The 13,607-nt window shown below is 53.4% G+C and carries 15 protein-coding genes; 1 reads left to right on the top strand and 14 read right to left on the bottom strand.

What is annotated here, in order from left to right; all coding sequences use genetic code 11:
* The first annotated feature begins 65 nt into the window (after positions 1–65).
* Positions 66–389, top strand: coding sequence for a ferredoxin FdxA (gene fdxA / locus REIFOR_RS04845; RefSeq protein WP_100256496.1), 324 nt, complete (start codon positions 66–68; stop codon positions 387–389).
* A 48-nt stretch (positions 390–437) separates the two neighbouring features.
* On the opposite strand, the gene REIFOR_RS04840 is transcribed toward fdxA, so the two are convergent.
* From REIFOR_RS04840 to accA, 14 genes are all read right to left on the bottom strand, one after another.
* Positions 438–1,055, bottom strand: coding sequence for a LysE family translocator (locus REIFOR_RS04840; protein WP_100256495.1), 618 nt, complete (start codon positions 1,053–1,055; stop codon positions 438–440).
* Between the two features lie 117 nt (positions 1,056–1,172).
* Positions 1,173–2,138 carry an RNA polymerase sigma factor RpoS gene (gene rpoS / locus REIFOR_RS04835; RefSeq protein WP_100256494.1) on the bottom strand — a complete coding sequence of 322 codons (966 nt, stop codon included), beginning with the start codon at positions 2,136–2,138 and terminating at the stop codon, positions 1,173–1,175.
* A gap of 106 nt (positions 2,139–2,244) precedes the next feature.
* Positions 2,245–3,000, bottom strand: coding sequence for a peptidoglycan DD-metalloendopeptidase family protein (locus REIFOR_RS04830; RefSeq protein ID WP_100256493.1), 756 nt, complete (start codon positions 2,998–3,000; stop codon positions 2,245–2,247).
* A gap of 247 nt (positions 3,001–3,247) precedes the next feature.
* Positions 3,248–4,111: a DUF368 domain-containing protein gene (locus REIFOR_RS04825; protein WP_100256492.1), complete on the bottom strand. Its 864-nt coding sequence runs from the start codon at positions 4,109–4,111 to the stop codon at positions 3,248–3,250.
* On the bottom strand, positions 4,108–4,782 hold the full coding sequence (locus tag REIFOR_RS04820; protein WP_100258700.1) for a protein-L-isoaspartate(D-aspartate) O-methyltransferase: 675 nt from the start codon (positions 4,780–4,782) through the stop codon (positions 4,108–4,110). The genes REIFOR_RS04825 and REIFOR_RS04820 overlap by 4 nt, the downstream gene beginning before the upstream one ends.
* Positions 4,775–5,812, bottom strand: a complete 1,038-nt coding sequence (truD, locus tag REIFOR_RS04815) for a tRNA pseudouridine(13) synthase TruD (protein ID WP_158524291.1) — start codon at positions 5,810–5,812, stop codon at positions 4,775–4,777. The genes REIFOR_RS04820 and truD overlap by 8 nt, the downstream gene beginning before the upstream one ends.
* 8 nt (positions 5,813–5,820) lie before the next feature.
* The gene (ispF, locus tag REIFOR_RS04810; RefSeq protein ID WP_100256490.1) at positions 5,821–6,309 is read right to left on the bottom strand and encodes a 2-C-methyl-D-erythritol 2,4-cyclodiphosphate synthase; all 489 of its coding nucleotides are present in this window, start codon (positions 6,307–6,309) and stop codon (positions 5,821–5,823) included.
* A 61-nt stretch (positions 6,310–6,370) separates the two neighbouring features.
* The gene (ispD, locus tag REIFOR_RS04805; RefSeq protein ID WP_158524290.1) at positions 6,371–7,054 is read right to left on the bottom strand and encodes a 2-C-methyl-D-erythritol 4-phosphate cytidylyltransferase; all 684 of its coding nucleotides are present in this window, start codon (positions 7,052–7,054) and stop codon (positions 6,371–6,373) included.
* A 2-nt stretch (positions 7,055–7,056) separates the two neighbouring features.
* Entirely contained in the window at positions 7,057–7,341 is a 285-nt protein-coding gene (locus REIFOR_RS04800) for an FtsB family cell division protein (RefSeq protein ID WP_100256488.1), read from the bottom strand.
* A 169-nt stretch (positions 7,342–7,510) separates the two neighbouring features.
* Positions 7,511–8,809 carry a phosphopyruvate hydratase gene (gene eno, locus REIFOR_RS04795; RefSeq protein WP_100256487.1) on the bottom strand — a complete coding sequence of 433 codons (1,299 nt, stop codon included), beginning with the start codon at positions 8,807–8,809 and terminating at the stop codon, positions 7,511–7,513.
* 147 nt (positions 8,810–8,956) lie between these two features.
* Entirely contained in the window at positions 8,957–10,585 is a 1,629-nt protein-coding gene (locus REIFOR_RS04790) for a CTP synthase (RefSeq protein WP_100256486.1), read from the bottom strand.
* A 120-nt stretch (positions 10,586–10,705) separates the two neighbouring features.
* Positions 10,706–12,031 (bottom strand): tRNA lysidine(34) synthetase TilS, encoded by a 1,326-nt coding sequence (gene tilS / locus REIFOR_RS04785; RefSeq protein WP_100256485.1) that lies wholly within the window; start codon positions 12,029–12,031, stop codon positions 10,706–10,708.
* A 3-nt stretch (positions 12,032–12,034) separates the two neighbouring features.
* Positions 12,035–12,502, bottom strand: a complete 468-nt coding sequence (locus tag REIFOR_RS04780; RefSeq protein WP_158524289.1) for a GNAT family N-acetyltransferase — start codon at positions 12,500–12,502, stop codon at positions 12,035–12,037.
* Positions 12,503–12,650: 148 nt separating this feature from the next.
* Complete coding sequence (accA, locus tag REIFOR_RS04775; protein ID WP_100256483.1) at positions 12,651–13,604, bottom strand: acetyl-CoA carboxylase carboxyl transferase subunit alpha; 954 nt, start codon at positions 13,602–13,604, stop codon at positions 12,651–12,653.
* Positions 13,605–13,607 lie beyond the last annotated feature (3 nt).

Raw genomic sequence — 13,607 nt, 5'->3', positions numbered from 1 at the left:
TTGAGCCCTGTCCCATCCGTCATTAATATAGCCCCCAACCGATTTACTCAGGAAGAGATACGTTCATGGCCTTTATCGTTTTAGAAAACTGCATTAAATGCAAATATACCGACTGTGTCGAAGTGTGCCCGGTCGACTGCTTTTACGAAGGCCCCAACTTTCTAGTAATTCATCCCGACGAATGCATCGATTGCGCCTTATGCGAACCCGAATGCCCCGCGGAAGCAATACTGTCTGAAGATGAGGTGCCGGCCGACCAAATTGACTTTATCGAGCTCAATGCCGAATTGGCCGAAATCTGGCCCAATATCACCGAACAAAAAACCGCCTTGCCCGATGCCGATGCGCAAAACGGCCAGCCCGGTAAACGCGCCTTCTTGGAACGCTAGTCGCTCGCTCATCAAGCCCGCCTGTTGCGGGCGTTGATGGCCGGCCTGCTAAGTCCGAACCAGTAGGAAGACTCCAGCCCCCATCATAATCGACCCCGCACTGCGGTTGAGCACCCGAGCGCCCCGCTCCGATTCAAAGAAGCGCCGCGATCGACCGGCAAAGAAGGCAATTAAGTTCAGCCCCAACATCAGACTCACTAGGGTCAGTAGGCTGACCAACGCGATGTCCCGACCGGTCAGGAGCGACAAGTCGATAAAGGTCGGCAGAAAAGCGATATAGAACAGTATGACCTTTGGATTTGACGCGGATATAAGGAAACCCTGCATAAAGCTGAGCAGCGCAGCACTGCTGCGTAACGACGTCGGTGCGCCATTGAGCTGCCTGGGCGCCGTCCACATCTTCCAACCCAGGTACAACAGATAAGCGGCACCGAGCCAGCGCACGACGCTAAAGGCGCCCTCCCAATGGGTCGCTAAGGCCGCTAAACCGAAGCAAGCGGCAATGAGATAGAGGATGTCACTGATCACCATGCCCAGGGCTAACAGCACACAAGAGCGAGCACCGCTGACCAGCGCCCGAGACAAGATGGCGAACACACCGGGGCCCGGGGTGATGCCGAAAATAAACACCGCGAGAAAAAAAGTGAGGGACGATTCGACGGTCATGGAGTATTACTCTGAACAGGTAGGGGAAGGCGCTGCAGGGTATCGGCCCAGTATGAAAAAACCCGTCGTCGACGGGCCTATGGATTTTTCTGCGTTACTGTCACCTGGCTGAAAACCTTAGGCGCCGAATAAGGCGTTTGAATTCAAACCCTGTTTTTCCATTATATCGCGTAATCGACGCAAAGACTCGACCTGAATCTGGCGCACCCGTTCGCGCGTCAAACCAATCTCATGGCCAACATCCTCAAGCGTGCTGGTTTCATAACCGCGCAGGCCAAATCGACGCGCCACTACTTCGCGCTGCTTCTCCGACAGCTCGTCCAACCATCGATCGATACCGGCCTTCAAGTCTTCACTCTGCAAAAAGTCAGAAGGATCGTTGGCCCGGTCGTCGGCAATGGTATCGAGCAGACTCTTATCCGAGCTAATGCCAACCGGCGTATCGATTGAGGTCACCCGCTCATTCAGGGCGAGCATCTTTTTAACATCGGCAACGGGTTTTTCCAACAGCTCGGCAATATCATAGGGGGTCGGTTCATGGTCGAGCTTTTGCGCTAACTCACGGGAAGCGCGCAAATAGACATTAAGTTCTTTAACTACGTGAATCGGTAGACGGATGGTGCGGGTCTGATTCATGATCGAGCGTTCAATGGTTTGCCGAATCCACCAGGTTGCGTAGGTGGAGAAGCGAAAACCGCGCTCTGGATCAAATTTCTCAACGGCGCGAATCAAACCAAGATTGCCTTCTTCGATCAGATCGAGCAGGGTCAGGCCACGATTCAGATACCGACGGGCAATCTTCACCACCAGTCGTAAGTTACTTTCAATCATCCGCTTGCGCCCGGCGGCATCGCCTTTACGGGCTAAACGGGCAAAATATACTTCTTCCTCAGAGCTGAGCAGGGGTGAAAAACCGATCTCATTTAAATATAATTGGGTGGCATCGAGCGATCGCTGCATCGATCCGTTGGCTGACAAGGCATCCTGAAACTCTCTCTCTTCGGAACGTTCTTGGTCCGGCGCCTCCTCCAGTGCATCATCATCCAGACCCGCTACTTCGTCGTAGTCGAGTGTTGCTGTCATACCGCTAAAATTTTGTCCTTGAGTGTTATTCTTTGCTGCTGTGTCTTCCCTTAATTCCGTCATCTCAATCACCTGTCCTAAGCTTTATAATTATTGTCAGTCCGTTTTACCGTCCGGGCAATATCCTTTGTGGATCAACCGGTTTGCCATTCTTGCGAATTTCGAAGTGCAGACTAGGCTCATCGCCCTGTGTACCCATCGTTGCAATTTGCTGGCCGACCTGAACACGGTCCTTTTCCTTCACCAAGATTTGCTCGGCAAAAGCGTAAGCGCTGAGAAGCGAATTACGGTGTTCAATGATGATCAGGTTGCCATATCCAGGCAAACCATTGCCAGCGTAGACGACTGTTCCGCTCGTCGCTGCCAATACAGAATCCCCAATTTGACCGCCGATATCAATGCCCTTATTAGAGGACGAACCGACAACAAACGTTCGAACTATTTTCCCTTTATGAGGCCAGGTCCATGGATCGGCCGGACCGGTGACAGTCTCCTTTTTGTCCGATTTTATGACGCTTTTTGAACTGTTCTTTTTTGTAACAGAAACTTGGACCGGGGTTGACGCTTTTTTTGCGGGTACGGATTGGACAGGTGATTGAGATTGAGCGACTTGATTGGACTCTTTTAAGGTGATCGACTGCCCCACGACTATCCGATAATCCATCCCGATACCATTTCCGTTGGCTAGGCGCTGGTAATCCAACCCGAAGCGGAAGGCAATGGAGTAAAGGGTATCGCCAGATTTAACCAGATAAAAATCGGGATTAGCGACTGACAGCGCTGTGGTCCTAGATGGGCTAGTCGAGGCATAACGCGAATCGACGCCGTTCGGCTCCAAAGACGAAAACCGCGCCGAATTCATACAACCGCTCAAGCCGATTGCAACTAACAGCCAGGAACTATATTTTGACGCGAGTAACACTGTTTAGTTCACCTCAAATATTGAACTGGTTCACATTGTATAAATCGACTGCAAATCATCAGTAGAACTGATGATATTACATTCGATATCTATGGTAGAGATTTGGAGTCAAAATTCTTCTAAGAAAGACGACCCTTTAGTTGTAAAACTGAATAACCAGAACCCACCGGTGTTAAATCTCCACCATTTAGGCCTTATTTTTCATAAAGTTACCGATCACCACACCCAAGATCATCGATAGAACAGATAATAGAAGCCAATTTTCGAGTCCGCTAACGGCAGAGTATTGCTCGGGCAGGAACCACCGGCCGGAATCTTGCCATGGCCATACCTTGACCAGAGCGCCGGCCACAAATCCGAGCATAAAACTGATCACGCGTTCGTGCCAATTATGCAGCAACCATTGCAAAAAACGGCTAAAACTGATTATCCCGATCGCACAACCCAAAGCCACCCATAACACGATGGGGAGATTGCGCTCGTGGACAGCCTCTACCACCACCGGGTATAGGCCAAGCAAAACCAACATAAAAGAGCCGGATATGCCGGGCAAGAGCATAGCAGAGATTGCCAGCATGCCGCCCAGGACGAGGGTAAGCGGTGTGACCGTGACCGGCATGCCCGATGCGGTAGCAAACACTAAGGAAATCGCCAAACCCATCATTAACAAGGTTGCGTCCTGCCAAAGCCAGCGACGCCCGCGGCTTAGTTGCCACAAGGACACTAGGATCACGCCCATAAAGAACGACCAAACTACCGGTGCAGCCGTCGACAGCAGGTAATCCATCAGGCTCAGCACCGAAAATAGGCTGACCAGAATGCCGGCACCGAGAAAGGCTAGAAACCGGCCATCGATAGCTTGCCATAGGCCGCGAAAATCGCCGACGCGAATGAAACGCCAGAGAGACGGCCGAAAACTCGCTAAGGCACCAATAAAGCGTTCATAAATACCGGTAATCAGCGCTATCGTGCCACCCGACACGCCCGGAACTGCATCGGCCGCCCCCATTGCGGCACCCTTGATTAACCACAACCACTGCTCTTTTCTCACTTGGCTTTAATTCCTGTCAACATAGGCACAAAGAGCACCGGTTCTATTTGTTCGATAATCAACTCATCGCCGTGTTTTTCGATAACTGTTAAAAACTGCTCGGTTTCACCAATCGGCATAATCAAACGACCGCCGTCCGGGATCAGCTGATCGAGTAATTCCGGCGGCGGCACGCTGGGCGCGGCGGTACCGATTATAACGTCGAAGGGCGCTTCATCGGGCCAGCCCATAAAGCCATCGGCCAGCTTTAACCAAACATTTTTCAGGTTAAGGATCGCTAAGCGTTGCCGTGCTTTCTCTTGTAAGGGCTGAATCCGTTCGACACTGTAAACTTCATCGACCAGACTGGCCAAGACCGAGGTTTGAAAGCCTGAGCCGGTACCAATCTCCAAGACTCGTTCATGATGCGGTGCAGCCAAGACCAGCTCCGACATACGCGCCACTATATAGGGTTGTGACAGGGTTTGCGCATAGCCGATCGGCAGTGACACATCCTCATAGGCTTTATGCCCTAGGGCTTCATCGACAAACAGATGGCGCGGAATGGTTTCAAAGCAGGCCAACACGCGGAAATTACTGATGCCCTGTTCGACCAAGCGTTCAATTAATCGGGCTCGGGTGCGTTGCGACGTCATACCGATGCCGCGCAACATATCCGGTTCTCTATTCATGCCAATCGCCTCCACCTGCGCGCAGGCCTTGGTCGGTCACCAATTCCGCCAATACCGATGTAGCGAAGCTACCCGCGGGCAAAAAGAAGGAGACCACGGGATCCTTATCGATCACTTCAAAATGGGCCGACTCGGGGAATACTCGTAATTTGCGAAAATGCCGCGCCACCTGTCGTGCCTCTAAAGCCAGTAACAATTCACCATAAGCTGCCAACTGGGTCGATTCTCGAGCCGCTAGGCCGGGGAAGTCATCTTTCGACAGACCGGGTAAGCTGGCGCAGGGCGACACCTTGCCCAAGGCACAGCGGTCGATGTCCGTGGCCTCCGGTTCCTCACAGTAAAAACCGGCCTTACCCTCGGTAAATTGCGCAAAATCATGATCGATTAAACGGTTCCAGGTGCCATCTTGAACACGCTGGGCAAGCAGCCGATTAAAGAAATAAGAGCGAACCGCAGACAGATAAATCGACTGCAGGTGTCGTTGAACCTTGGCTCGACCCAATAGCCACTCGCTGCCATTGAAGACATTGAGGCCGCCATGCCCGAAGCGTTGCGGGCCAAAATAGTTCGGCACGCCGTGCTCAACCAGGGTCTGCCAATTGCGCTCCAATTGCGCCAAGGGCACGTCGGTGTTGCGGATCCGAATGCGAAAAGAATTCCCCACCAGTTGTCCGGTTTTCAGTTTGCGATGGTGCCGAGTGGCGTCGAGTATGGTCAGGCCGTCGACCTCTAACAGCCTTACCGAGGGTTCGAGTTTACCCGGCAAATGCACCGAGAAGGTTTGCTCGGTCACGGCATGGCGGTCCTTTAGACCCGCGTAGCTGACCTCGCGCGGCCCAACGCCGGCCCAACGGGCCAACTGCCGAGCGACCCAAGCGGTATTTTGGCCGTCCTTCAACACCCTAACCCAGAGATGTTCACCTTCGCCACTGGCCGTTTCGGGTAAGCGTTCTACGACCCTAAAATCGGCGTTGTGCGCTTTAATCTGCCCTGAGGACAAGCTCATTGGATGGGCCCGCGACCAATTCATCTCGAAGCTCATAACGCATGCTCGACTAGACAGACCGCATCAACTGCTATGCCTTCCTTACGACCGATGAAACCGAGCTGTTCCGTGGTCGTCGCCTTCACGTTGAGATTGCCCACTGCGGTGTTGAGATCGGCGGCGATTTGCGCTTGCATGGCTTTTTTGTAAGCCATCAAGCGCGGGGTTTGGGCGACGATGGTAATGTCAGCGTTAACTAAACGATAGCCCCGATCCTGGACCAGTTGATAGACCTGGCGTAATAGGTCGCGCGAGTCGACCCCACGCCAGGTCGCTGAGGTATCGGGGAAATGCTCGCCAATATCGCCTAAGGCTAGGGCGCCCAAAAGGGCATCGCAAAGGGCATGCAAGACGACATCACCATCGGAATGGGCAAGTAGTGCGTGCTCACTCGGCACCTCAACGCCACCTAGGCGGATATTGCATGGCGGAGAATCGGCATCGAAGCGATGGACGTCATGACCGTGACCAATTCGTAACATAGGCTCAAGAACTCTGTAGTTTCATGTCGTTAAATGCAGTTTCATGTCGTTAAATGCAGTTTCATGTCGTTAAATCTAGTTTCAGGAAGTATTCGACCAAGGCAGCGTCCGCGGGGTGGGTCACTTTAATATTGCGCTCCGAGCCGGTGACTATATTGACTGGCCAACCCATCGCTTCAATGGCCGATGCCTCATCGGTGATGGCCAAGCCGCGCTCCTTTGCCTGTTCCAAAGCGCTGATCAAGTCACCCACCTTAAAGCACTGAGGTGTTTGCGCAGCCCACAGGGCGCTTCGGTCTAGGGTGGTGACCCGGCCGTGGTTATCAATTTTTTTAATCGTATCGGTCAGGGGCCGCGCTAGGATAGCACCCACCTGAGTCTGCTGGCAGGTTTGCAATAACTGCTCGACATCCTTATTTTCCACACAGGGCCGCGCGACATCGTGCACCATGACCCAATCCTCTGGCTCGGCTCTCGGGCTTAGATGCATCAGGGCCGCAAGCACCGTATCGGCGCGCTCGCGGCCACCATGAATCACCTCAACATCGCTAAAGGACGCCGCCAACTCTCGACTGACCGAGTCATCAGCGGCGATGGCCAACAGCTTGTGACCTGATATGGGAATTGCTTGCCAGGCCGCCAGAGTCCACTCCAATAGGCTCTGGTGTAGAATTCGCGCGTGTTGCTTGGGTATGCCGGCGCCGAAACGTTGGCCGCTACCGGCCGCGGGTAAGATCAGGTGCACCCTCACGGCTCGTCGGACCCGCTGTGGATGATAACAAAGATCTCACCTGGCTGAATCAGCCCCAAATCCTGCCGCGCCAGCTCTTCGATGGCATCGTTACCGGATTTTAAATCGTCGACGCGGGCGCGTAACAAATCGTTTTTAGCCTGTAAGGCACTTAATTCAGTTTGTTGAGTACTAAGCTCGGATGCCAAGCGCTGGTTATCGAAATAACCGTTGTCGGCAAACCAATAGCGCACTTGCAGCGCAACGATTAAGACCAACAGGATAAGTTGAACCAGGCGCATGAATGACCCCCTACATTAAAGTACCCTCATTCTTACGCATAAAAAAAAGGGAGCCAAGCCCCCTTTCCATATTTATGCCAAATTCAGCGGTTATTTGAGGCGATTGCACTCAATTAGACCCGAATTCGCACTATTTAAGCGCTCGCAGCTGACTGCGAGCGTGCAAACCTTACTGACCCTTAACTTCTGACAGGCCACGAAACGGGGCCTTATCACCCAATTCTTCTTCAATACGAATCAGCTGATTGTACTTGGCGACTCGATCAGAACGGCTCATGGAACCGGTTTTAATCTGGCCAGCTGCCGTACCAACGGCCAAATCGGCTATGGTGGCATCTTCGGTTTCGCCCGATCGGTGAGAAATTACCGCCGTATAGCCAGCATCTTTGGCCATCTTGATCGCTGCTAAGGTTTCGGTTAGGGAACCGATCTGATTGAATTTGATCAGAATCGAGTTAACGATACCCTTGTCGATGCCTTCTTGGAGGATCTTGGTATTGGTCACGAACAGATCGTCACCGACCAGTTGCAATTTATCACCCAATAACTCGGTCTGGTGCTTAAAGCCATCCCAATCGGATTCATCCAGGCCATCTTCGATCGACACGATCGGATACTGGTTGGCCAAATCCTGCAGATAGAAGTTGAATTCTTTTGACGTAAAGATCTTGCCTTCGCCCTTCATATTGTAATGGCCGGCGTCCTTGTCATAAAACTCAGAGGCGGCACAATCCATCGCTAAGGTAACATCTGTACCTAGGACATAACCGGCCGCTTCAACCGCTTCTTTGATCGCGCCTAAGGCCGCTGCATTGCTTTCAAGGTTAGGGGCAAAACCACCTTCATCGCCCACCGCCGTGCTCAGTCCTTTGGCTTTGAGGACTTTGGCTAGGTTGTGGAAGACTTCAGCGCCGATTTGCACGGCTTCTTTGAAGGTCTTAGCACCGACCGGTTGAATCATAAATTCTTGGATATCAACGTTATTGTCGGCATGCTCGCCGCCGTTGATGATGTTCATCATTGGCAATGGCATGGAGTATTGACCCGGCGTGCCATTAAGATCGGCAATGTGCGCGTAAAGTTCAACACCCTTGGCGATCGCTGCGGCCTTGGCCGTAGCCAAGGAGACCGCTAAGATGGCGTTGGCACCAAAGTTTGACTTATTCTCGGTACCATCAAGATCGATCATGATCTGGTCAATAACGGACTGCTGTAACGCGTCCTGACCCAGCAGAGCGGCACGAATAGGACCATTGATGGCACCAACGGCCTTCAACACGCCCTTGCCCATAAAGCGGCTTTTGTCACCATCGCGCAATTCCAGCGCTTCGCGTGATCCGGTTGAGGCACCCGACGGTGCCGCTGCGCGGCCTTTGGCGCCACTTGCCAATATTACATCGGCTTCAACGGTGGGGTTACCACGGCTGTCGATAATTTCCCGGGCTTTGATTTCTACAATTTTCGCCATCTTAGACTCTCCTTGGGTTGCCATCAAATCCCCATTAGTATTGGGATTTGACGGAACAGATACATGTTTAAAGTCACAAAAACTGTAACTTTCCTACAAATTCGGGCGGAATTATAAAGAAAAACCAGTAAATAGCGAGTTTAAACGCTATTTCCCCGCCGAATGACCGATCACTGCTGAAATAAAACCACTAAATAAACCATGACCCTTGCGCGGTGTCGAGGTGAATTCCGGATGGAACTGGCAGGCAACAAACCACGGATGATCGGGGATTTCGACAATCTCAACGAGAGCGCTATCGAGTGACCGACCGGCAATCGCCATACCGTATTTTTCTAGGTCCTGCACATAGTGATTATTCACCTCGTAACGATGTCGATGCCGTTCAACGATGGTGTCTTCGCCGTAGGCTGTGCGCGCCAGTGTACCCTCAGTCAGACGGCATTCTTGGCCGCCAAGGCGCATGGTGCCGCCTAAATCAGTGCCTTCATTACGCTCTACGACCTTGCCGTCAGCTTCAATCCACTCGGTGATTAGGCCGATAACCGGATGGCGCGACTGGCGGTCGAATTCAGTTGAGTGGGCGCCGTCCAGGCCGCACACATTTCGCGCATATTCGATAACGGCGACCTGCATACCCAGACAAATGCCCAAATAGGGCACGCGATTTTCACGCGCATATTGCGCCGCTAGAATTTTGCCCTCGACACCACGATGGCCGAATCCACCGGGCACCAAGATACCGGCGACACCCTTAAGCACATCGATGCCATTTTTCTCCAAATCTTCAGAGTCGATATATTGGATCTTAACCCGCGTTCGAGAGCGAATACCGGCATGGTCTATCGCTTCGATCAAGGACTTGTAGGCATCTAGCAGATCCATGTACTTGCCTACCATGGCAATGGTGACTTCCTGCTCTGGGTGCAACTTGCGTTCGGTGACATCTTCCCAGTCGGATAGGTCGGCCGGCGGGCAGTCCAGACCGAATCGTTCGACCACGATGGCGTCGAGTCCGGCCTTCGCCAGCATGCCTGGGATGCGATAGATGGTATCGGCATCGATCAGCGGGATAACCGCTCGCTCTTCGACGTTGGTAAACAGGGATATTTTGCGCAATTCGGTCTTACCGATGGGTCGGTCGGACCGGCACAGCAAGATGTCTGGCTGCAGTCCGATGGTGCGCAGCTCTTTGACTGAATGCTGAGTCGGCTTGGTCTTGACTTCGCCTGCAGTGGCCAGATAGGGCACCAATGTCAGGTGCACAGACAGCGCGCGTCGACTACCGAGCTCAACCTTGAGTTGGCGAATGGCTTCCAAGAAGGGTAATGATTCGATATCGCCCACGGTACCGCCGACTTCAACTAAGGCGACGTCAGCATCACCGGCACCCTCGATAACCCGGCGCTTAATTTCATCGGTAATGTGCGGAATAACCTGCACCGTGCCGCCCAGATAATCACCCCGGCGCTCCTTCTTGAGCACATCCTGATAGATTCGACCGGAGGTAAAGTTGTTGCGACGGGTCATGGTGGTGTTAACAAAGCGTTCGTAATGACCCAAATCCAAATCGGTTTCGGCGCCGTCTTCGGTGACAAACACTTCGCCATGTTGGAATGGACTCATGGTGCCAGGATCGACATTGATATAGGGATCAAGCTTAAGCAAGGTAACCTTTAGGCCACGTGCTTCGAGGATGGCTGCGAGCGAGGCTGAGGCGATGCCCTTACCTAAAGAAGATACTACGCCGCCGGTAACAAAGATGTAACGAGTCATATACGATCCCATCAAAAAACGAACACATCCCGTGCAGCACAGGGCTCACAGGGAGAAGATTCGCTCGAAAAATAGTGTGTTTCAGATGGGGGATCAGATTAACAAATTAAGCCGATTCCCTCAATCAGTATTTTGCCAAATAACCTGTAGGCCTGGTTCGGCCTGGTCGGCCAGATGATCGGCCGAGAGCAAAAGATCGCCCACGGCGATAAGCTCATCCGCGCTGTAGAGCAGGGGCAGGCGGGCGCGGTCCCAGGGTTTCACTCGATATTCCTGCAGCAAGCGTTTTAGGTCTCGACGCTTGGCGCGACCGACCGGCCGCAAGGTCTCGCCACCGACGCGCAGACGCCAATGCAAATTGGCTAAATCGGCTTTGAGTCGATCAGGCCCAGAGTCGGCTAGGACTAATCTGACCTGCCCCACGCCGGGCCATGCACTGGCCACACCCACCGTCAAGGCCGGCGCCGGACCCGGTTCAACGCGATCTGCGACCCAGTAGAGCGCCAAGCCGTGACGCCGGACAGCGCCCTGCCCCAAACGGACCTCGGGCATGGCATCGGCTTGGGCGGCTATCACTGCCGAGGCAATCTCTTCCAGTCGGGCTTTGCTCGGGATTTGCTGGCCGATTGCCCGTAACCAAGCATGCAATAAGGATAACAATTGCTCGCCGGTCAGTGCATCCAATTGCACCAGTTTGAAACCCTGGTCATGACTGAGACGATGATGCAACTCCCGCTCTAACTCGAAGACCGCGTCGCTTTGGGGCGAGTCGATTAGCCCGATGAGATTGTGCACTCGCTGCCGATAGGCCGGCCAGCGCGCCTCCAGCAAGGGCAGTACAGTCTGACGAAGGTAGTTGCGATCGAAGCGGGTTTGGGCATTTGAATCGTCCTCGATCCACTCCAACTGCAAGTGGGTCGCCAGGGATACAATTTGCTGGCGGCTTAAATCGAGCAGGGGGCGGTACAGCTGGTAGCTGCCGCGTCGGCTCAAACGGGCCATCGCCTTCAGGCCCTGCAAACCGGTGCCGCGCATCAGGCGCAAAAAAAAGGTTTCTACCTGGTCGTCAAGATGATGGCCCAGCAAGAGCACCCCATCCTCTGTCACCATGCGGCCAAACTGCTGATAGCGCAGATCTCGCGCCGCCGCCTCAAGGCCGTTACCGGCGGAAGCAACGCTTCCGGCATGGGTTTTAAGCTGACAACCGAGCTGCTCAGCCTGGCGCTGGCAAAAGTCCTGCCACTGCCCGGCTTGGGCCGATAGACCATGATTGATATGAAGCGCGGTGACCCGTTCAGGACCGAAGGCATCACAGGCCAAACGCAATAGGAGACTGGAATCGATCCCGCCGCTGTAGCCGACGAAGACGGGCTCGGCGTTAAACTGCCGCAGGTCCCGGCACAGGTCTTGGTGCACCGTTGCGGTCCATTCGCGAGGGTTAAGCATGCTCTAGCGCAGCTTCCACAGGAAGCGCAATTTCACGCGATCGCCGCGACCATAGAGCTCACAGCTTTCCGGTACATCAACCTGCTCAACAAACTGGGCACCAATACGCTCACAGGTTTTGACTGAGGCTTGGTTATCCGGATTGCAGGTAATCCACAGCTCTCGAAAACCGACATCGAGGGCAATTTCCCGCAACAACTCACAGGCCGCCGCGGCGTAGCCGTGACCGCGATGAATGCGGTCTATGCCATAACCGACCTGACCGCCGTATAGGACCAGCGTTTGGGTTTCGCCCAAACGTAGATCGATTTGACCAATACGGGATCCATCGTGAAAGACTATATCGAAGAGGTAGGCTGGAATGCGCTCCAGGGCTTCATTTTCGTTTAACACCCGGTTGAGCACCAAGGCTATATCATCACCGATAACGGTTTCGGTCACGCTATTATGATTGAGTAAACGTCTCGACAATTCTCTATGCGCCCTTATTGATTCAAGCTTCTGAACACTACCGCTTAGCTGACAAGTCGCGCTGAAGCCGACACGGTAGGCGACTAACCTAAGCAAATTGCGCGCCTCGGGTCGACCTAGCAGGTCGACCCGAGGCTAGACGACTCGATTAGGCTGTTACCCCGAAGGACATTAGACGCTGATAGCGCTGCTCGAGCAGCTGTTCCAGCGACTTTTGTTTAAGATCAAAGAGCTGCAACACTAAGCTCTCCTTAACGCTAGTGGCGATCTGGGTCTTATCACGATGCGCGCCACCCAGAGGTTCGCTGATGATGTGATCGACCAGACCCAACTCCTGCAAACGCGGTGCTGTGATGCCCATGGCCGCCGCGGCATCGGCGGCACGCGCCGCGGTCTTCCAGAGAATTGAGGCGCAACCTTCGGGTGAAATTACCGAATAGGTACTGTATTGCAACATATTGAGGTGATCACAGACACCGATGGCCAAGGCGCCACCGGAGCCACCCTCACCAATTACCGTGGTGATGATCGGTACCTTCAAGGAGGACATCTTCAACAGGTTGTAGGCGATGGCTTCCGATTGGCCGCGTTCTTCCGCGCCGATGCCTGGATAGGCACCCGGGGTATCAATAAAGGTCAAGATGGGCATATTAAACCGCTCGGCCGTCTGCATCAGCCGCAGGGCCTTGCGATAACCTTCCGGTTTCGGCATGCCGAAGTTGCGCTTGACCTTTTCTTTGACGTCTCGGCCCTTTTGGTGGCCGAGCACCATTACTGGCATACCCTCGAGGCGCGCAACGCCGCCAACTAAGGCTGCGTCGTCGCCAAAATGTCGATCGCCATGCAACTCATCAAAGTCGGTAAAAATCTGATCAAAATAGTCCAAGGTATAGGGACGCTTGGGATGCCGAGAGATTTGCGAGACTTGCCAGGCACTCAGATTGCTAAAAATCTGTTCAGTCATTTTGCGAACCTGAGCGCCCAGCTTTTCAATTTCACCGGAAATATTCAGATCATTTCGGTTTCCCACCAGCCGCAGTTCATCGATTTTCGATATCAAATCGGCAATGGGTTGTTCAAAGTCAAGATAATCTGGATTCATCTT

Origin of the sequence: Reinekea forsetii (genome assembly GCF_002795845.1) — a bacterium.
Taxonomy (GTDB): Bacteria; Pseudomonadota; Gammaproteobacteria; order Pseudomonadales; family Natronospirillaceae; genus Reinekea; species Reinekea forsetii.
The sequence above is the reverse complement of the archived record's forward strand: the minus strand, read 5'-3'. Positions and strand labels throughout refer to the sequence as shown.